Below are 21,705 nucleotides of genomic sequence, written 5' to 3' on the forward strand. Positions count from 1 at the left end.
GTGTAAAAAATACATTTAGTATAGGTGAATGCTTTATTTACCCATAAATTAAAAAGCGAACATTTTCAAAGCGGAAATCTGACCTAAATCAGATTCTTTTTGATGTAATTGTAACTTTCGGTTATACTCTCATAAGGCTCTTTTTTAATGATATCCTGTTCGGTGAAAATATAATCCAGTCCGGCGAGTTTTGATGCTGCAAATATGCTTTTAAAATCAATTCTTCCGGCACCTACTTCGGTAAAAACAGCTTTATCTGATTTATCCATATCCTTTACATGGAACATTTTATAACGGCCCGGATTTTTCTTAAACATCATTACCGGATCTAAACCAGCATTTACTGCCCAAAAGATATCGAGTTCGAAACCTACGAGTTTGGCATCGGTTTCTTTTAGCAGGATTTCGTATCCGGTAACGCCATTTCCCTGATCTTTAAATTCGAAATTATGGTTATGGTAGGCCAGTTTTAATCCCGATTTCCGGCAAAGTTCTGCAGCCTGGTTAAATCTGCCAGCCATGCGTTTATAATCATCCAAAGTACCATTGGCCCTGATATCGGTAGGCAAAGCAGGGATCACAAAATATTTCTGGTTTACGGTAGCGGCAGTTTCGATATGTGATTTTAATACTTTGTCATCACCTGAAGATAAAAACTCGGTTACATTGTAATGTCCGCTAGGAGAGGTAAGGTGATTTGATTTCAATAATGCATTAAAATCTTTTGCCTCTAAACCCCAAAATCCTTTCACCTCGTATTTGCCCGGATAACCGTAATAGGTTTCTACCTGGTTGTAGCCAATTTGGGCTACGCGTTGGATGGTGGCATTAACATCCGCAGTTAACTGTTCACGTAAGGTGAAAAGGCCGATACCAATTTTTGAAATTTTGGCCGGCTGGGCCAGGGCGGTAGTAATAATTGACGGACTTAAAAAGGCAGCCGCACCCGCTAAGCCTGCCTGTTGTAAAAATGATCTTCTTGTTGTCATGATGTTTTTAGAATTAAAAAAACCGGAGCGTAAACTCCGGTTTGATTTGTTAGAATGAATAAGCCAATGATCCCCAGAAAGTACGTTGAAGTAATGTTCTGCCAATCATTAATGTGCCAGGGGTAACGGTCGAGAAATCCCTGAACTGATCTCCGCGAACATCGCCCTCTGTCAGCACTTTTGCATTTAACAAGTTGTCTGCCCAAAATCTTATTGAAACTTTTTTAGTGAAATTGTATCCTGCGCCGGCTTTCATTACCACATAAGCTGGTAATCTATAACTGTCGCTGGGAGAGGTGAAACGGCTGCCTACATAGTTTGCCGCTACATATAAGTTAAAGTTTTTGTAATCGTAGTTGGCACCAAGCTCGGTATTTAAAACCGGTACGCGTTCTGTTCTTTTGCCGGTAAAGCTGTAGGTACGGTCGCCAAATTCGGCCAGTACGGCTGCGTTTCCTTTGGTAGAAGCTTCATAATCGGTGTATTTAGAATCCTGTAAGGTTCCGGTTAAACGTAAACTAAGTGGTTTGGCAATTTTATACGAAACTTCGTATTCGGCACTGAATGTACGGGTAGATCCAAATGCAACCAAAGCCTGTGTACCTGCGGCAGTTGTAGGTACATTGATGGTTAAGGATACATTTTTGATTGCCGAATAACTTCCTGATGCAAAAATAGCCAGGTTGTTTTTCGCATATTTAAAACCTATTTCACCTAAATAAACCGGACGTTTTTTAATGTTGGCGGGATTATAAGCAGATGCATTGTAATCGCCAATTGTTGGTGCATTGTATGCTTTGGTTGCCCTTGCAAAAATACTCGAGGTTGAATTGATTTTATAATTGGCACCAACTGATGCTGCCCAGTTGGTTAAGGTTTCATCGTAAGGTGTGTAACCCAAAATCGTTGCAGTAGCAGCAGCGGTAGTATTAACTGTTCCATTCGTATTCAACGCGTAATAAGGTCTGTCGCCTTTTACATTCTGGTTATCAATCCTCGCACCGATATCTAAACGCCACTGTTCGTTGATTTTGATCTCATCCGATGCGTAGGCCGATAAAGTCCGGGTATCACCGATAAAGGTGTTTTTGGTTTGAATGGTTCGCTCTCCTGCAGTAGGTGACTGTAGAATAATGCTCGGATGTTCTTTAAATTCGGAGAAGGAACGGAAAGCATAACGTAAATCATCACGGTTGTACTGGTGGATACCCGTACCTATGCCCAAACTGTGGTTTTTAATGGTTTTTTTCAGGTCTAAATAATCTACAACCTGTACATCGCTATTAATTTGTCCGTTGGCGGATGAAGTAATTACATAATCGCCTGCCACAAATGGTGCAACTGCGCCACCCGGGTAATAGTATGGTGTTGCGGCAGTTCTGGCTGCAATTCCGGAAGGAACGGTATAAGTAGAATTGGTATGTGTGTTCTGATAACGGAAATTGTTAACGATTTGCCAGCCGCTATCTGTTAAATAATTGAACTGGAAACCACCTGATCCCAATTTGGTATGGATACCATCGGTTAAACTGAAATTGTGGTTGCCGGTTGCCGGATCGTTATAACTCCATTCGGTTTGTAATGGCACGATAGATTGCGAAGCCATATCGTAATCGCGGTAAGTAGTCGGTTTTCCGGTGCCATCGTAGGGATAATAACTGGTTAACAGAAACTGCACTTTATCGTTCAGATATTTACCATACACACGGATAAAGCCTTTGTGGTTTTTGAAATTAAAAGTCATGTTACCTTTAATCTGCCCACCCTGATTGGCCGGATTGAAACCCTGATCTACCACACCATTATCAGTACGGTAAAAACCACCGATGTTGTATTTAATGTTGTCGTTTATTTTTCCGCCTGTGTTTCCGTCAAAGCGGTATAAACCCTGCGAAAAACCTGTGGTAAATTTAAACTGACCGTATTGTTTATCGGCTCCCACATAACTGATGTTGTTTACCACGGCTCCAGGGGTATTAGACTGGATAATGGAAGCATTACCACCTCTAACAGCTTCGATATTCTGAATGGTTAAATCTGTTTTGTAATATTGATCTACCGATGGATTGGTGTTGAAACCTGTTGGTAAAAGTGGCAAACCATCTTCCTGAATACCAAGGAAAATATAACCACCCTGCTGCGGAAATCCCCTTACCCAAACGTTACCCGGACCATCACCGCCTGTACTTTCTACCGTTAAACCCGGTATGGCTTTTAAAAGATCGGTACTATTTAGCGGTGCTCGGTTGGTAATGTCTTTATTGCTCACCGAAGTTAAAGCCACACTACTTTCGAGTTTTTTCTTCGGGTTACCACCGGTTACCATTACACTTTCCAGCTGAAGATTATCTTCGGATAAACTGATGCTCAGGTTTTCGTCGGCATTACCCGGAGAAAGATTTACTTCTTTTGAGATGAAACCTACATAGCGCACTACTAAAACGCGACTATCAACCGTTAAACCTTTTAAAGCAAATGCGCCATTCTCATCAGTCGTGGTCCCGATTGATTTTCCTTTAACGGTAACGGATACGCCCGGAATTGGATTGCCCTTACTGTCGGTTACTTTTCCGGTTACGATACCCTCGAAAGCTTTTAACAATTCGAGGTTGTTATTGGCAGGAATAGAATAGAGCAGAATCTGATCCTTTACTATCCTATATCCCACGTCATAACGTTTTAGCGAATTCTCAAGAAAATATTTAAGTTTTTGGTTAACTACATTGATAGAAACTTTACGGCCGGAGTTAATCAATTGCGGACTGTAAACAAACTTCACATTGGTTAGTTGTTCAGTTTTTTCGATAATGGTTTTAATATCGGTTTGATCGGCTTTGATCGAAATTGGTTTATTCAAAAATTCCTGTGCGCGCACATTTTTGGCAAATGAAGCACAGTTAAAAATTATTATTGCAAGTATTTGGTAAATCGAAACTCTCATTGCATATATCGCCAGCGAAATAAGTTGATTTTTTTTCATAAATTTGGTTATTGTTCATTAAATGATTGGATTTATTGGACATAGGAATACCATGAATACATTTCTATGTATTTAACTCGCCGGCAATGCCCCACATTGTCGGCTTTGTTTTTAGAAAATATTATGGAAGATGTGCCGCGCTTACGGGCTGTTGGTTGGGTAGTTTTTCTTCATAATTTTTATATAATTTGGTTAGTTTTTATTAGAAACCACAATACTGGTTCCCTGGATGTAATATTTGCCTGATATGGTTCCGCAGATGAGGTCGAGCTGCTCATATAGCCCTTTTTTGCTCAAATCTCCGGTAAAAGTATAAGTAGCGATCTGCTCGTTATCCGATTTTATCTCAATGCCATAAGCTTCTGATAAGGTTTTGAAAATTTCCTTAATGCTTTCTTCTTTAAAATTATAGCTTACGCTTGTAGGAATGTTGTATGCTTCATCTAAAGGAATAGGTTTGCTTACCAGTGTTTTATTTAACTGATGATCTGTGAAAATGCCTTTTTGGTTAGGCGTAAGGAGTATTGGTTTGGCCAGCTTTTTTTCTGCGAAGCTAAACAGCGAGCTTTTCTGGTTTTCGGCTACACTTACTTTTCCCGTTCTTACGGCAACCTGTGCAGGCATTTTATCGGTGGCCGATTTAACCCAGAAACTGGTTCCCAAAACCCGTACCACCAATTTTTGATTATACACATAAAAAGGCCTATTCGGATTTTTACTCACCGAGAAAAAGGCACTTCCTTTTAAATAAACGGTTCTTTTGTTGGCTGCAAAAACCTTGGGGTAAATAATGTTTGCCTGTGGTTTAAGTGTAACTGTACTTTGGTCGCTAAGCGCAATTACCATGGTGCTGTCGCTTTCGTTCGTTTTGCTGATTAAATTCAGGTCAGCGTTTTCATCTAAAAAGGATTGTTCTGCACGGTTATAATTGGCCAGGTATAAGCCAGCAATAAAAAAGGCAACCATGATGGAAGCTGCAATGGCAAATTTTGGCCACAATTTTTTAACTTTTAGAGCCGGTGCAGACTTTTGTTCCGTGTTATTGAGATTGAGCCAAACATTTGCCTGCATTTCTTCAAGCGCAGTGGAAGATAAATCTTTAAAATCGTGGCTGTTTAAATTATGATACCATTTATCAACCCAAAGCTTTTCGGCTTCGGTACAATTTCCGCTCTCGTAACGGTTGAGTAAATCGTAAAATGATTTCTGATTCATAAGGAAGAATATTTGGCTTTATACTATACCAGTAACACAATGGGGGCGAACCCCTAAAGGTGAGAAATAAAAAAAGTGAAATAATTTGTAATTAACTGATAATCAGCTATAAAAAGATGTAAAAATTTTTAATGTATTCTTTTATCCTTTTGATGGAGCGGGTAATATGGTACTCTACGGCCTTTTCGGTGATGTTTAAGCCGGTTGCAATATCTTTGGTTGACTGGTGCTGGTAACGGCTGAGCCTGAAAACTTCCTGGGTTTTTTCGGGGAGGGAATTAATGCCTTTTTCGATGATGGAAGACAGATCATGAAGATCGACAAGGTTGGCGGTATCCTGATGGTTTTCGGAATAGGTGAGCGTTTGATACGCCATGTATTTATTTTCCATCACCAAACTGCGGATGTGGTTGATCACACTTAGTTTTAATGCCCCGAATAAATACGCCTGGAGATTGTTGATCTGTAAATCATGCCGTTTTTCCCACAGGGAGATAAAAATATTCTGCACCAGTTCTTCAGCAATTACCCTGTCGCCTGTTTTTTTATAGGCTGCATAAAGTAGCTCCTTGCTAAAGGCAAAGTAGATGTGCTCGTAAGCCTGCTTATCGCCCAGTTTTAGACGGTTAAGTAAATCTTGTGATTTGTCAGGCTCAAATTGACGCATTTATTTGGTTGTTCGGGATATTAATGATAGTAAATGTAATAAAATTAATGTTTACGTGCGATGGCTTTATTGTTTTGATTGTTCTATTGTTTCATTGTTGGAAGGTTTTAAAGTTGGAATGTTTGGCGTATGGCGTTGGGCGATTAGTGTTAAATGTTAATTACCAATGATCAAATCACAATGTTCAAAATCTAGCGATCGGTTTAGCAATGCAATAATCGAACAATTAAGCAATTCGCTATTCTCAGTTAACCCCCTGAGCGTAGTCGAAGGGTAAACAATTAACCGATTAACCATTCACAGCAGTTTTCAGTTGGCAATTTGCAGTTAGCAATGAAGCAATCCAACAATTTAGCAATTGCGCTAATCCAGTTAACCTTTTTTCAGTAATTACCAATGATCAAATCACAATGTTCAAAATCTAGCGATCGGTTTAGCAATGCAGTAATCGAACAATTAAACAATTAACCATTCACAACAGTTTTCAGTTGGCAATTTACAGTTAACAATCAAGCAAGCAATCCAACAATTTAGCAATTGCGCTAAAACGGTTAACCTTTTTTCAGTAATACCAATGATCAAATCACAATGTTCAAAATCTAGCGATCGGTTTAGCAATGCGGTAATCGAACAATTAACCAGTTTAAACAATTAACCGATTAACCATTAAAAATAGTTTTCAGTTGGCAATTTGCAGTTAGCAATGAAGCAATTCAACAATTTAGCAATTTAAACAATTAAGCATTCTTCATATTATCTCATTTTTTTACCTTTGCTCAATCTCTAAAAAATTATGCAAGAAAAAATTGTTGTTTTAGGCTCTAACGGGCAAATTGGTACCGAGTTGGTAACCATGTTACGTAAAATATATGGTGATGATCATGTGGTTGCATGCGATATCCGCAGGCCCGATTACGACATCAAAAACTCTGCACCATTTGAATTTGTGAATGTACTGGATAAAGAAATGATCAACGGTATTTTTCATAAATACAAACCAACACAGGTTTACCTTTTAGCTGCTTTATTATCGGCTACTGGTGAGCAAAACCCAAAACTGGCCTGGGATTTAAATATGAACGGTTTGCTGAATGTTTTGGATTTGGCTTTAGAATATAAAACGGCAAAAGTATACTGGCCAAGCTCTATTGCGGTATTTGGCCCGAATTCGCCAAAAGATAATACCTCGCAATATTGTGTAATGGATCCGAATACGGTTTATGGAATCAGTAAACTGGCCGGAGAGCGTTGGTGCGAATATTATAACCAAAAATACGGATTGGATGTGCGTAGTATCCGCTACCCTGGATTAATCAGCTGGAAGGCTGCCCCAGGTGGTGGAACAACTGATTATGCCATCCACATTTTCCACGATGCACTGAAAAAAGGAAGCTATCAGAGTTTTTTAAGTGCAGAAACAGAATTACCGATGATGTATATGGATGATGCAATCCGCGGAACCATCGAACTGATGGATGCGCCTGCAGATCAGATTTCAGTACGCAGCAGTTACAATTTTGCCGGGGTGAGCTTTACACCAGAGGTTTTGGCTGCCGAAATTAGAAAACATATTCCGGAATTTACCTTAACTTACGCGGCTAATGATCCACGCCAGCAAATTGCAAACAGCTGGCCACGTTCTATCGACGATAATTACGCGGCAAAAGACTGGGGATGGAAACCAGAGTTCGATTTATCGAAACTTACAATTGACATGTTAAATAATTTAAAAAAATAAGTAGAGAGCTTAAAGGTGTAGGGTATAAGGTGTAAGGGTTTTGTCCTATCTTGATACTCAATTCTCCATACTTGATACTAAAATACTTCATACTAAAACAATGGGAAGAGCATTCGAATTTAGAAAAGAGAGAAAATTTAAGCGTTGGGCCAAAATGGCGGTTCAGTTTACGCGTATTGGTAAAGATATCGTAATGGCAGTGAAGGAATCCGGGCCTCATCCCGAAACCAACTCGCGTTTACGTACTGCCATACAAAATGCGAAAGCGGTAAACATGCCCAAAGATAGGGTAGAGGCAGCTATCAAACGTGCTTCTGATAAATCGATGGCTAATTATGAGGAGATCGTGTACGAAGGTTACGCCCCTCACGGTGTTGCTGTTCTAATTGAAACAGCTACCGATAATACCAACCGTACGGTAGCCAATGTTCGCAGTTATTTTAACAAAACTGACGGTTCTTTGGGTAAAACAGGTTCTTTGGATTTTGTTTTCAGCCGTAAATCTATCTTCCGTTTTGTGCCTGCCGAAGATCTGGATTTAGAAGAACTGGAATTCGAATTAATCGATGCGGGTTTAGAGGAACTTTATGTGGAGGCCGATGAAGAAGGAAACGATATTGCAGTTGCACAAGGTGCCTTCGAAAACTTTGGTTCTTTGCAAAAAGCCCTGGAAGAAAAAGGTATTGAATTAAAAAGTTCAAAACTGGAGCGTATTGCCCTTTCTCACCACGAGGTTACCGAAGAGCAGGCAGCTGATGTACTTAAACTGATTGATAAATTAGAGGAAGATGATGATGTGCAGGCGGTTTATCACAATATGGCTGAGTAATAGTATTTGATACTTACTGAAAAAGGGTCGCGGTGTAAAATCGGGACCCTTTTTTTGTTGTTGTTTAGACCTCGTAGGTTTTTAAAACCTACGAGGTCTGGGATTAATATGTTCAAGTAAACCTGCAAGGTCTGGAGCTTCATAATATTTGATTTTTCTATGAATTTATTTAAATTTAAGTATGATTAGAACAATTCCTTTAGAATATGAAACTTATTATCATATCTACAATAGAGGGAATAATAGTGAGATCATCTTCAGGGAAGAATCTAATTATCTTTATTTCCTTAAACTATTGAAGAAATATATTTTACCTGTAGCGGATGTTTTTGCTTACTGTTTATTGAATAATCATTTTCATCTTCTCATTAAAACAAAGGATAAAAATAAACTTACTATAAATATTGAAAAGAGCTTTTCAAATTTATTCAATGCCTATGCAAAAGCCTTTAATAAAAGGTTCGATCGCACCGGAAAACTTTTTGAAGAACGGTTTAAAAGGAAGAAAGTTGAGAATGAATCTTATATCAGTGAATTGATTTATTATATCCATTCTAATCCACAAAAGCACGGGGTGTTGAGAGACTTCAGGGATTATCCATATTCTTCATATAATGTTGTATTATCGGATAAGCCAACCGCTCTGAAAAGAGAAGAAGTTATTGATTGGTTTGGAGGATTGAATTTTTATAAAGAATATCATGAAAAGAAACATCAGCAGTTGATCGATGACATGGACTGTTGAAGCCGTTTTTAGACCTCGCAGGTTTTAAAAACCTGCGAGGTCTGATTAACGAAATGCTATTACCTCTTATGCGAAAACAACCAGCTTAATAACTCCGGTTCTGCGAATGTGCTATCCCAGCTGTTGTGGTTGGCATTTGGATAGAGGGTAAATTTTACCTCATCACCTACAGTTTTTAAACGCTCGGCAATGGCAATAGAGAATGCCGGATCAACAATGTCGTCTTTTGCCCCATGGAAGATCCAAAGCGGTACTTTTTGGTATTTTTTAATATTATTGGTATTATCGCCACCGCAGATGGCAATGGCAGCGGCAAATTTACGGCGCTCTCTTCTTAGCAGCTCATAAGTACCCATAGCCCCCATTGATAAACCACCAACGTAAACCTGATCTTTGTTTACATAAGGCTTTTTAAGAAAATTTTTAACCATTCCCTGTAGAGCATGCATCACTTTGGTAGGTTTGCCCCCTTCCACAAAACTGATTTTTCTTTTACCGTTGGCATCTTTTTCAAAATTGGCATTGGCCCAAAAATCGTTCTGCGGACACTGTGGGAAAACTACAATGGCAGGAAAATTTTTGCGGACATCCGGTTTTAAGAACAGTTTTCCGCCATGCACCAGCTGACTGGTATTATCATTTCCTCTCTCCCCACTTCCATGCAAAAAGAAAACAATCGGGTATTTTTGGTCGGGATTAAAATTTTCAGGAAATAGTATTCTGTAGTAAATAGAATCTTTTCCTTTGATATAACTTCCCTTATCGTATTTTTTAAAATCCTGAGCGTTTAAAAAGAGTACTGGAAAAAGAATGCAGATGGTTAAAATAATCTTTTTCATCCGTTTTATATTATTTTTTAATGGTGATGAAGCTATCATGATTTGTTATTTTAAGGTATGTATTGGTAAATCATGATGGTTTCATGCAACAAAAATAGGAAACCTTAATTACTTTGCAATAGTATATCATTTTACAAGCTTTTTACTACTGTGGCCGTCACCCTGAATTTATTTCAGGGTCTTTCATACTAAAAAGATGCTGAAATAAATTCAGCATGACTAATCGTTCTAGTTAGTATATTCATAAAAACAACATTTTCAGTATAATTTGGAAATCAGTTTTCTACCAAAAAATAAACCCTGGCTACTTTACAATAGCGCAGGGTTTGTAACCTAACCAAAATGTTTTTATTTCAGGGTAAAAGCAGCTTCTTTTACATCGCGTGAATTAGTACCGATAAATACTTTAAAATCGCCAGGTTCTGCTACAAATTTCAGGTCTGAATTGTAAAATTTAAGGTCGTTTTCCGAAATATTAAAAGTAATTGTTCTGCTTTCACCAGCTTTTAAACTTATCTTTTGGAAACCCTTTAATTCTTTAACCGGACGGGTAATGCTGCCCACAAGATCCTGGATATACAATTGAACCACTTCTTTGCCCTCATATTTGCCTGTATTGCTTAAAGTAACCGATGCGGTGATCGTTTTTCCTTTAGTTAAGGTATTTGAACTTAATTTAATATCGCTATAATTAAATGTGGTATAGCTCAAGCCAAAACCGAAAGGATATAAAGGATCGTTGCTTACATCTAAATAATTAGAACGGAATTTTTCGAACCATTTACCTTCTGCCAACGGTCGACCGGTATTTTTATGCGCATAATACAAAGGCACCTGACCAACATTTTGAGGAAAAGTTGTGCTTAGTTTACCCGATGGATTAACATCTCCGAAAAGTACATCGGCAATGGCACTTCCTGCTTCACTTCCAGGGAACCAAACATTTAAAATCGCCGGGATATTTTCCTGCTCCCAGTTTAATGCCAGCGGACGGCCGGTAAACAATACCAAAACAACCGGTTTGCCGGTTTTTGCCAATGCCTTTAACAGGTTTTTCTGTGTTTCTGGAATCTGGATATCGGTTACACTGCTGCTTTCGCCGGTAAATTCAGAACCTTCACCAATGGTGGCCACAATTACATCCGATTTTTTTGCAACTTCTAAAGCTTCTTTGATCATTTCGGCTTCCGAACGCGGATCGCGTTTATAAGTAGGGTTGTGGATGTTTACATAACGGTGCTCCATGGTAGAATCGGCCAGGAAATTAGCACCACGTGCAGTTAATACTTTCGCATTATTGCCCAAGGCATTTTTTAAACCTTGTAATACAGTAACCGATTGATCAAAAAGGGCTGCAACACTCCAGGTGCCATACATATTGGCTGTATTATCGGCCAATGGACCAATTAAACCAATAGTTCCTGATTTTTTTAACGGAAGTACATTGTTGTTATTTTTTAACAATACAAAACTTTCGCCGGCAACTTCGCGAGCCACCTGGCGGTTAGCCGGACTAAAAACTTCTTTCTCTGCTCTTTCGGGGTTGCAGAATTTATAAGGATCGGTAAATAAGCCCAGTTTGTATTTTGCCTGAAGTACCAATCTGCAAGCCCTGTCTATTTGAGCAATACCAACTTTTTTCTCTGCTAAAGATTTTTTTAACGTACCTAAAAATCCTTCACCCACCATATCCATATCAATACCTGCATTTAAAGCTAAAGCAGAAACAGTTTGCAAATCGCCCATGCCATGTGCAATCATTTCAGGAATACCAGTATAATCAGTCACTACAAAGCCTTTAAAGCCCCACTGGTTGCGTAAAACATCGGTCATTAGCCATTTGCTTCCGGTAGCAGGAATACCATCAACTTCGTTAAAAGAAGCCATTACACTGGCGGCACCGGCATCAACCGCGGCTTTATAAGGCGGGAAATATTCGTTGTACATGCGTACTTTGCTCATATCGGTGGTGTTATAATCTCTACCGGCTTCGGCAGCGCCATACAGTGCGTAGTGTTTTACGCAGGCTAAAATCTCGTTATTGGCCTGTAATTTCCCCTGGTAACCTTTTACCATAGCTGCCGCAATTTGCGAACCTAAATAAGCATCTTCGCCACTACCTTCTGAAATACGTCCCCAGCGTGGATCTCTCGAAATGTCGACCATAGGCGAGAAGGTCCAGTTAATACCGCTTGCGCTGGCTTCTATGGCTGCTACACGTGCTGATTTTTGTACACTTGCCATATCCCAGATGCAGCTTACCCCTAAAGGAATCGGGAAAACGGTATTGTAACCGTGGATAACATCCATTCCGAAAAGCAATGGAATTTTCATACGGCTGTTTTCTACTGCAATTTTTTGAACGGCTTTGATCTTATCAACGCCTTTAATGTTGAATAAACCACCAACTTGTCCTTCTTTTATTTTTTTGGAAATGTCGCTGCTGTTGGCTTGTCCCGTGGTGATATCACCAGAACTGGGCAAATTCAGCTGACCAATTTTTTCGTCAACGGTCATCTTCGCCATCAGGTTACTGATGAAGGTATTCATCTTCGCTTCTTCCGCCGAAACAGGCTTTTTGGTCTGTGCTGATCCGTTCAGTACAAATAGTGTTAAAAAAACAACCAGGATATTCGCTCTCTTCATTATATGTGTGTTTTATTTTTTATTCTGCATTTTTGCTGGCAAACTCAAATTGCCTTACAGTTATCGTATTTAATGTTGATCGTTACAAACGATCGGTTATTTCCACGCTCGTTAGAAACGAGCGTGAGCTGTTTTTTATTTACTTGCTGGCGCCCGTTTCCAACGAGTGCCTAAATAGCTTTAGGATTCTATCATATTTTATATTGATCGTTAGAAACGATCAGTTATTTCCACGCCCGTTAGAAACGAGCGTGAGCGCTTGTTTAATCGACTTCCTCAGTAACTGCTTGCGCTCGTTTCCAACGAGTGCCTAAATAGTTTTACGATTTTATCGTATTTAAATTAATCGTTAGAAACGAGCGTGAGCGTTTGTTTAATCGAACTTCCTCACGAACTGCTCGCGCTCGTTTCCAACGAGTGCTTAGCTAGCTTTACGATTCTATCGTATTTTATATTGATCGTTAGAAACGATCAGTCATTTCCACGTCCGTTAGAAACGAGCGTGAGCGCTTGTTTAATCGGCCTTCCTCAGTAACTGCTTGCGCTCGTTTCCAACGAGTGCCTAAATAGCCTTACGATTTTATCGTATTTATATTGATCGTTNCCTTACGATTTTATCGTATTTATATTGATCGTTAGAAACGAGCGTGAGCACTTGTTTAATCGACTTTCTTTACTTCGGTTTTTACCGATACACCGTTCTCATTTATGGCTTCTATGGCAAAATAATATGCTTTCTGACTATCCATTGCCTTAAACCAGTATTCATTAAAATCATGGATCATGATACAGTTGTACAGTTTATCAGGTGCAGTGCCGTAATAAAGGTTATAGGCAAAAGCATTATCAACAGGCTCCCATTTGATGTAAGCACTGCGTTTGTCTTTCTCTGTTCTTAATACGATCAGGTTATTCACTTTTGTAGGTTTTTCGCCATTTCCATTTCCGAAAACGCGTAATCCACTAATGGCAAATTTCCCCGTAGGCATGTGGATATTTACCATCTTGATAAACCTTGTTTTTACCGGTTTCTGGAGTTCGATATAATCATGCGGAACATCGGTTTTGTTCTGGCTTTTATCAACCAGGGTTGTCCATCTTTTGCCATCTGTTGAAGAGAGGATTTTATACTGGTGATAAATTCCAATCTGTTTACCGATAAATTCGGCATCCTGATCGGCATAATTGATCTGTATGGCATTAACGGTTGCCAGGTTACCTAAATCAGTCTGGATCCATTCACCATTATTAGCTGTTTTGGCACTCCAGTAGGTTTTTATGCTTTCGTCAACAGCGTTATTGGCATTGAAACTTCCTAAGGTTGATGAAACCGTTACCGGCTTTTTATAGTTGATGAGCATCCAGCCCGGACCAGCCGGACCACCTTCTTTTCTTTCAGAAGGTAAATAAAGCGGATAATCGCCAAAGGCCGTATTGGTCCACATTACGTCGTCTTTATCAAAACCGGTTGGCCAGATTCCCATCCGGCGCTCCCATGTATTTTTTACACAGATAATACTAGTAGAAATGTGCCAGTAATTTTGATTGTTATCCTGAAAGGTTGCTCCATGCCCGGCACCACGCGAAAATCCACCGCCTTTATAACTTAGAGGATCAGATTGCGGGATTGTAGGCATATCGTAGAACAAAGGTTTGGTACCCACAACTACACCATCAGAGTAGCCACTAAACTCGGTTCCGGGAGCACCATACTGGAAATAATATTTGCCATTATGTTTGGTCATCCAGGCGCCTTCCGCAAAAGGATCGAGGAAAGTATCATCCATATATTCACCAAAACGTTGCCAGCCATAACGCCAGCTCTGTAACAGGTACATAGGGGTACGGGTACCAATTGGCTTAAAGGTTTTACGGTCTAACTCTACGCCGTACATCGGATAATTGTTACTACTTCCGTTGTACATGTAAAATCTGCCGTCATCATCGGTAAAAAATGCAGGATCCCAGCCGCCGATTTCTAAGGAATCCACCAGCGGAAACCATTTATTGCCTTTAGGATCCGTGCTTCCCCACAGCGTGAAATTTTTAGTGTAGGTACTGCCAAAAACTACGATGGTATCGCCAACAATGCCTACGCCGGGAGCGCAGAGCTCATCTTTGGTTTTGTTCCATGGGCGGAGAAATTTCTTTTCGTGGAACTTCCAATTTAACATGTCGGCGCTATGCCAGTAACCCCATTGGTTGGTGCTGAAAAGATAGAAATCGCCTTTGTAGTTTACGATAACCGGATCGGCAGTGGCGCGGTGTTTGCCCCATTCGGTAAAAGATTCAAAAGGTGTGTAACCATAATCTACATTGATAGGATTACAATAGGTTTTCTGCTGTGCATAGGCTGAATATGTGCCACAGAGCAGGGGTATGATTAAAAATATCTTGAATAAATGTTTAGCCATTATCCGTAAGTTATTAATTGAAAATATTAATCCGGGCACAGCTCGAACAGCCTATTGCCATCCCGCTAACGCTTAATCCGGTAACATGTGTTTGATGTTCCCAATAAACCCACATATCATGTGCGCCGCCTGTTGAAGTTAATTTTACGGTATATATGTCGCCATTTTCAGGTATCTGTCCGATAACTGTTCCACTTGGGGAGTTAGGCTGGATAAAGAAAACATAAGCGCCTCCACTGGTATTATTTTCTAGCCGTACATAAACACCATCGCTGGTAGAGTTGGTAGCTGTAACATTTACAGTGGCAAATTTTGTTTTTGTTGTTTTATGTATAGTGTTGGGTATGGCAGTAAAACTTGAATTCAGGATTACACATCCCATCATTGCTGTTAATATTAAAATAATTCTTTTCATGGTTCTGTAGATTTAATTTAAAATATATGGTGGCTAAACATTTATATACAACACTATACTATGGCTGAAACTGAAAATCCAGTTTCTTCAGGCCATTTTGAACATCTTTATTTCCCATAAATAGTTTCCAGAGCAAACCTGAACGGTAATTTTCGATCATTACGACCATCGGTCCCTGATCAATTCCCAGATATCTTTTAGGATACCAGTTATCGGTTTCAGAAAAAGCATCGTAAAAACCGTATTTGCCCCAAACTTTGTCTCCAAGATCTTCGTAAAGGTGCCTGATCACCTTCATCGATTCTTTTGGCGTGTACGGAATAGATGATATGGCTGCGGTAGGAGAAATCACACCATAATCTTCCTGCAGGCTGTGGGCAGCATAACCTTTTACCGAATAACTGGCGGTTAAGCCCCAGCTATTTTCGCCATAACCTTTAAATTTTTTCGGATTGGCTACACAATAATCGTGTATGGCCAAAGTTTGATTAACATTGTTTTGCCAGTAATCGGCATAGCGGTCTTTTAACCCCTTAGGATTTAAACCTAAATATGAATAATGTGCCCAGAATAACGGACCCACAGAATTTTTGGCACCTTGATAATCCAATGGAATGTGATGTCCATACAGATCGAAATTCGCCTTAATTGCACCACCTCTTGCCCAGCCTTCATGATACACTTCGGCCGGTATGCTATGGGTAGGGGATGAGGCTGCCATAACGTACATAATTAAACATTCGTTATAACCTTTTACCGGGAAGTTCATTTCCCAGTTGTACTCTGGCGACCAATGCCAGTACAGTACATTTTGTTTATTGCGGAACCAGTCAAAATCGATGCCTTTCCAAAGTTCGTCGGCTTTTTTAGCGAGTGCTTTTTCGGGTTCAGTTCCGTTTTTATAATATTCGTTGATGCAGACCAGGGCCTGTGCAACAAATGAAGTTTCTACCAGATCGCCTCCATTATCTTTTTGTCCGAATGGGCGTACTTTTCCTGTTTCGCCATTTATCCAGTGCGACCATGCGCCATGAAAACGATCGGCTCTGGACAGGAAATCCAGTATTTTGTTCAACCGCTCCAATCCTTCCTTTTTGGTTACATAATTTCTATCAATCCCACTCAAAATGGCCATTAGGCCAAAACCTGTTGCACCTGTAGCTACCGTATTCTTATCATTTTCGGGATATACATCCTCCAAATGAAAACGCTCTCTTCCCGCGCCGGAAGTTGGTTCGGCACCATCCCAGAAATACTGGAAAGTCTGTTTTTGAACCAGATCCAATAATTCGATATCAGAAAGGTTTTTTTTGACCGATAAATCTGGATCGTAACTTGTGTTTTTGCCTTTTACGCATGAAGCAAAAAGTAAAATAGGGCACAGGATAACAATCAGTAAGTGCGTAATTTTGTTGAGGATAATTTTTTGCATAGGATTAAATAAATGAAAGGCTGCCGGTATTACCGGCAACCTTTAACCAGATGATATAATTTAGTAACCCGGGTTTTGCGTAAGCAAGCCGCCACTTAAATCGATTTCTGTTTGTGGAATTGGCCACACTTCATTTTTATTTGCTTTCCAGCCCTTAGGACCTAAAACCTGTGCGCCTCTGCCCTGGCGGATCACATCAAAAAGCCTGTCGCTTTCTAATGCTAGCTCCGACTGTCTTTCTTTCCAGATCGCTGTACGCAAAGCTGTTTTATCAGTAGTGGTAACATCAGGAAGAATACCTGTAGCAGTACCTCTGGCACGCGCACGTACTTTGTTTAATGATGTTAGTGCCAATGTAGGGTTATTAAGTTCGTTGGCCGCTTCTGCATTGATCAATAAGATATCGGCAAACCTTAATACCCTGAAATTTTGTTGAGAACCTTGATTACCTGAAACAAACATGCTAAATGGAACATAAGATTTTTGGTTGTAGCCAATGTTTACAACATTTGTTTTGATAAAATCGCCCTGAGGAGTAGTTTCTCCAGGGAATAAGATTGTAGCATCTTTTCTGGGATCACCGGGTTCGAATGAAGCGATCAGCGCTGCAGATGGTGTATTAAAGCCCCAGCCACCTGCTGGTTCTCCAGCTACACCCTGAACCTGGCTGTACTGAGAATTGGAAGCATCGTTATTTCCCGGAACAAATTCGCATTGAACTTCAAATAATGATTCCACATTATTTTCATTCTGAGTACGGAATCCTTTCTCGAAATCAGGGAAAAGGGCATAGCCCATACCAATTACCTGATTGGTTAGCGCTAAAGCATCATCCCATTTTTGCTGATACATGGCAACTTTTGCATGCATACCTATGGCTGCACCTTTTGTAGCTCTTCCAATATCATTCGAACCATAAGATGCTGGTAGTACTGCTGCGGCTTCATTTAAATCTTTCTCTATCTGAGCATAAACTGCTGCTTTATCTGCTCTCGGAATGTTGTATTCTGATGCATCAGCAGGTACTTTTAATCTTAAAGGTACGCCACCGTAAGCCCTTACCAATCTAAAATAAGAATAAGCCCTAACAAATTTTGCCTCAGCTAAATAACGCGCTTTTAAACCAGCATCCATCTGAATATTTGGAATATTGTCCAATACCTGATTGCAAAGGTTTATATTTCTATACTGGCCTGTCCAAAAACTCTGTAAAGAACCTTCAGTAGAGGTAACAGTAAAGGTATCATAAAGGTTAAAAAATGTAGCATCGGTTACCGTACTGCCTTTATCGGCTTCGTCTGATCCGGTACTTTCTATAGCCAGTGCAGGGAAGGCAAGATTCTCCCAGGTGCGTAAATTTGCATATATTGCATTTACACCTTTGGTAGCATCTTCCTGTGTTTTCCAGAATTGCTGCGCTGCCTGCTGACCTTGTGGGTCTACATTTAAGAAGTCTTTTTTACATGATGATGCGAACATTAAAGTTGATAACATACCAACTGCACACCATTTTTGTAAACTTATATTTATATATGTTCTCATGTTCAAATCAATTAAAAGGTTAAGTTTATACCGATGTTATACGTCGCAAACATTGGATATACGTTGAAATCGATACCTGCTTTTGTAGGTACACCACCAACCTCTGGAGTAAAACCTTTATAGCCGAACAGATTAACAGCGTTTTGGGCATTGGCAAACACTCTTAATTTTTGCATTTTCCATTTTGAAATCAACGATTGCGGCAGGTTATAACCCAATTGTATATTTCTCAATCTGATATATGCGCCACTTTCGATATAAAATGAGTTGGTTTGATTGTTATTTCCACCTGCTAAACTTGTAGATGGGTAAGTGTTGCTAGATCCAGGTCCGGTCCATCTGTGGTCGTAAAAATCTTTAGTGTAATTTTCGTTACCAAATCTGTTACCCAGATTAGCATTAAATACATCAACATCGGCCACACCCTGGATATCGAGGGTTAAATCGAAGTTTTTGTAAGAAAAATAGGTATTAATACCATAAGTGTATTTGGGGTTTGGATTGCCTAAGAAGGTTTTATCTTTCGAATCTACAATGCCATCCCCATTTAAATCTGCGTATTTAAAATCGCCTGGTCTGGCACCCGGCATGCCCGAAGCAGCTGCTTCTTGTGCGGTTTGGATAATTCCGGTTACCTGATAGCCATAAAAAGATCCAATTGGTCTGCCAACCACAGTTCTTGTTGGAACTACGGCATTGTTTAAGCCATCGCCACCTGCATCAATAGGATTCGAACCCGAAGTTACATTCAATACTTTATTGTTGTTTATACCAACATTACCACTGATCGAATAGGTTAAACCACCGGCAGTTTTATCAGACCAGGTAGCAGATAGTTCGAAACCGCGGTTTCTAAAGTCGGCCTGGTTGCCTAATAATACACTGTTTGATGTACCTAAAGAACCTAAAATTGGAATGTTGAAAATAGCCTGTTCAGTTTTTCTATTGTAGTAATCGGCTTCAACTGATAATTTGTTATTAAAAAAGCCCATTTCCAAGCCAATATCAGTACCCGCACTGCGCTCCCAGAAAAGGGCAGGAGGCACAATAGTAGTTACACTGGCACCTGTATTGGCAATACCATTATAAAATGCGATTAAAGCAGCACTTTGATTAACTGTAAGCGTTGTAGGGTTAATCGGAACACCTGCATTACCTACTTTACCCCAGCTACCGCGAACTTTTAAATTGCTGAAGATTTTTTGATCTTTCATAAAATCTTCGTTGGTTACCACCCAGCCTGCACCAACTGATGGGAAATATCCCCATAAATCGCTACCGCCGAAAAATTGTGATGCAGCATCGCCCCTTAAAGAAGCATTTAACAGATATTTGTTTTTGAAGCTATAGTTAACTCTTCCAAAGTATGAAGTTGCAGTATTTAACGCACCTTTATCTTCGATGGTTCTACCTGCTGCATTACCTAAACTCAGGTATAAATCGCCTTCTCTTGCAAAGGGCACATTTTGTGCTGTACCTGTTATGGTATATGATTTGTAACGTTGTGCGGTTTGACCTGCTAAAATAGTTAAACTGTGGTCGTTCCACTTATTTTCGTAGGTTAGGGTGTTTTCTAAAATCCAGTTTCTGGTTTCAGTTCTGCCGATAGAAAGTGTACTTATTTTTGTGTTCTGTCCGGTAGTGGCATAATATAATGGAGTGTAAATCCTGTTTTCTTCCTGTCCGAAATCACCACCTGCACTTGTTTTAAAGGTAAAGTGTTTAGCAAACTTTAATTCCGCGTATACATTTCCTGTAACCCTGTATTTCGAGGTGATACTGTTATTAAAATCAATGGTAGCCTGTGGATTCACATTGCTTCCATTTCCTAACTGATACGTATTAGGATCGCCATAACTGCCATCGGCATTAAAAACAGGTACAACCGGAGATGCGGTATATAAAGCCCTGTAAATTGAGGCAGGAGCATTATTTGATTTACTTGAACTACCAGTAACGTTGTATCCAACTTTTAAATTCTTAAAAACCTGGAAATCGTTAGACAGGCGTGCGGTATATCTTTTGTAATTGTTATTGGTGATGATACCATCCTGATTAACATAGCCCAATGAAAAATTATAGCTCGATTTTTCGCTGGCCCCGTTGATAGAAACCTGATGATTGTTAATCATGGCATTGCGTAAAATTTGATCATACCAATCTGTGCCTTCGCCCAAATTTGTACTTGCAAACAACGGCTTAGCTGCTCCATTTATCGCATACGCCTCGTTTACCGCAGTTGCATATTCGCTTGCGTTGGTCATTTTAACCTGGTTGGTTACCGCTTGTAAACCAACTGTTCCGTTGTAATTGATTGTTGCATTTCCATTTTTTCCTTTAACGGTAGTAACCAAAACCACACCGTTTGCAGCCCTAACACCATAAATAGATTGGCTTGATGCATCTTTAAGAATATTGATACTTGCAATGTCTGCAGGATTTAAAAATGTAATATCATCATACCAAACACCATCAACAACATATAACGGACCTGTATTACCATAAATGGTTCCTGTACCACGAATGGTAATTTGTGGTGCAGCACCAGGAGTTGCATTGTTGCTGATCGAAACTCCGGCAACCTTACCCTGTAAAGCGCTGATTGGATTGGTAGAAGGTTGTTTATTAATATCCTCACCCTTAACCGATGCTACAGAACCCGTAACATCAATTTTTCGTTGTGTACCATAACCTACAACCACAACCTGCTCTAATTGTTGTGTCGACGACGCCAGTGATACATTAATCGTAGTTTGATTATTTACAGCCTGCTCTTGTGCTGTGTAGCCTACAAAGTTGAATACCAATGTGGCATTGGCCGGTACGCTAAGGGAATAGCCGCCGTTTACATCTGTTTGGGTGCCAGTTTGTGTGCCCTTGATTAAAATAGATACGCCTGGTAAAGGAGTTTTGTCACCTCCATCAATTACCTTACCTTTAACGGTAATGTTTTGCGCTAATGCTACGTTAATTGTTAGCAAACAAAATGCAGCGAGAACAGAAATTCTTGTAAAGATTCTTTTCATGCTTTATTATAAATTTTAGTTTAATTGTTGGTTAAATGTGGGGTTGTTTTTGCTGATGTGCAAGTCTTTGTACCTCAACATTAATACATCATCGTGCCGTGTGCGGTATCTCACTAAGATAAACCAAATGCGATTTTAGCCTAAAAACGCAGTTTTTTTGGATTTTAACAAAACATTAACATACACAAAAGTGTACAAATCACACTAAGTGTTTTGTGGGGTAGAGAA

The 21,705-nt window shown here is 39.7% G+C and carries 14 protein-coding genes; 3 read left to right on the forward strand and 11 right to left on the reverse strand.

What is annotated here, in order from left to right:
• Positions 1 to 83 precede the first annotated feature (83 nt).
• The 4 genes from DRW42_RS19890 to DRW42_RS19905 form a co-directional block, all read right to left on the reverse strand.
• Positions 84 to 989 (reverse strand): sugar phosphate isomerase/epimerase family protein, encoded by a 906-nt coding sequence (locus DRW42_RS19890; protein WP_113950588.1) that lies wholly within the window; start codon positions 987 to 989, stop codon positions 84 to 86.
• 49 nt (positions 990 to 1,038) lie between these two features.
• On the reverse strand, positions 1,039 to 3,969 hold the full coding sequence (locus tag DRW42_RS19895) for a TonB-dependent receptor (protein WP_113950589.1): 2,931 nt from the start codon (positions 3,967 to 3,969) through the stop codon (positions 1,039 to 1,041).
• Between the two features lie 192 nt (positions 3,970 to 4,161).
• Complete coding sequence (locus tag DRW42_RS19900) at positions 4,162 to 5,184, reverse strand: FecR family protein (RefSeq protein ID WP_113950590.1); 1,023 nt, start codon at positions 5,182 to 5,184, stop codon at positions 4,162 to 4,164.
• A gap of 106 nt (positions 5,185 to 5,290) precedes the next feature.
• Positions 5,291 to 5,851 carry a sigma-70 family RNA polymerase sigma factor gene (locus DRW42_RS19905; RefSeq protein ID WP_113950591.1) on the reverse strand — a complete coding sequence of 187 codons (561 nt, stop codon included), beginning with the start codon at positions 5,849 to 5,851 and terminating at the stop codon, positions 5,291 to 5,293.
• A gap of 793 nt (positions 5,852 to 6,644) precedes the next feature.
• Between DRW42_RS19905 and DRW42_RS19910 the strand changes: the two genes are divergently transcribed.
• The 3 genes from DRW42_RS19910 to DRW42_RS19920 all read left to right on the forward strand — a co-directional run bounded on the left by DRW42_RS19910 (position 6,645) and on the right by DRW42_RS19920 (position 9,163).
• Positions 6,645 to 7,589, forward strand: a complete 945-nt coding sequence (locus tag DRW42_RS19910) for an NAD-dependent epimerase/dehydratase family protein (protein WP_113950592.1) — start codon at positions 6,645 to 6,647, stop codon at positions 7,587 to 7,589.
• Positions 7,590 to 7,689: 100 nt separating this feature from the next.
• Positions 7,690 to 8,418: a YebC/PmpR family DNA-binding transcriptional regulator gene (locus DRW42_RS19915; protein WP_113950593.1), complete on the forward strand. Its 729-nt coding sequence runs from the start codon at positions 7,690 to 7,692 to the stop codon at positions 8,416 to 8,418.
• Positions 8,419 to 8,599: 181 nt separating this feature from the next.
• Positions 8,600 to 9,163 (forward strand): transposase, encoded by a 564-nt coding sequence (locus DRW42_RS19920; protein WP_113950594.1) that lies wholly within the window; start codon positions 8,600 to 8,602, stop codon positions 9,161 to 9,163.
• A 59-nt stretch (positions 9,164 to 9,222) separates the two neighbouring features.
• Here DRW42_RS19920 and DRW42_RS19925 read toward each other — a convergent pair whose 3' ends face one another.
• From DRW42_RS19925 to DRW42_RS19955, 7 genes are all read right to left on the reverse strand, one after another.
• Complete coding sequence (locus tag DRW42_RS19925) at positions 9,223 to 10,002, reverse strand: carboxylesterase family protein (protein ID WP_113950675.1); 780 nt, start codon at positions 10,000 to 10,002, stop codon at positions 9,223 to 9,225.
• A gap of 348 nt (positions 10,003 to 10,350) precedes the next feature.
• Positions 10,351 to 12,648, reverse strand: a complete 2,298-nt coding sequence (bglX, locus tag DRW42_RS19930) for a beta-glucosidase BglX (RefSeq protein WP_113950595.1) — start codon at positions 12,646 to 12,648, stop codon at positions 10,351 to 10,353.
• A 659-nt stretch (positions 12,649 to 13,307) separates the two neighbouring features.
• Complete coding sequence (locus tag DRW42_RS19935; protein ID WP_113950596.1) at positions 13,308 to 15,062, reverse strand: discoidin domain-containing protein; 1,755 nt, start codon at positions 15,060 to 15,062, stop codon at positions 13,308 to 13,310.
• 13 nt (positions 15,063 to 15,075) lie between these two features.
• Positions 15,076 to 15,477: a hypothetical protein gene (locus tag DRW42_RS19940; RefSeq protein ID WP_113950597.1), complete on the reverse strand. Its 402-nt coding sequence runs from the start codon at positions 15,475 to 15,477 to the stop codon at positions 15,076 to 15,078.
• A 58-nt stretch (positions 15,478 to 15,535) separates the two neighbouring features.
• The gene (locus DRW42_RS19945; protein WP_113950598.1) at positions 15,536 to 16,909 is read right to left on the reverse strand and encodes a glucoamylase family protein; all 1,374 of its coding nucleotides are present in this window, start codon (positions 16,907 to 16,909) and stop codon (positions 15,536 to 15,538) included.
• 60 nt (positions 16,910 to 16,969) lie between these two features.
• The gene (locus DRW42_RS19950; RefSeq protein ID WP_113950599.1) at positions 16,970 to 18,451 is read right to left on the reverse strand and encodes a RagB/SusD family nutrient uptake outer membrane protein; all 1,482 of its coding nucleotides are present in this window, start codon (positions 18,449 to 18,451) and stop codon (positions 16,970 to 16,972) included.
• 11 nt (positions 18,452 to 18,462) lie between these two features.
• Complete coding sequence (locus tag DRW42_RS19955; protein WP_113950600.1) at positions 18,463 to 21,477, reverse strand: SusC/RagA family TonB-linked outer membrane protein; 3,015 nt, start codon at positions 21,475 to 21,477, stop codon at positions 18,463 to 18,465.
• Between the last annotated feature and the right edge of the window lie 228 nt (positions 21,478 to 21,705).

Source organism: Pedobacter miscanthi (assembly GCF_003315595.1).
Taxonomy (GTDB): domain Bacteria; phylum Bacteroidota; class Bacteroidia; order Sphingobacteriales; family Sphingobacteriaceae; genus Pedobacter; species Pedobacter miscanthi.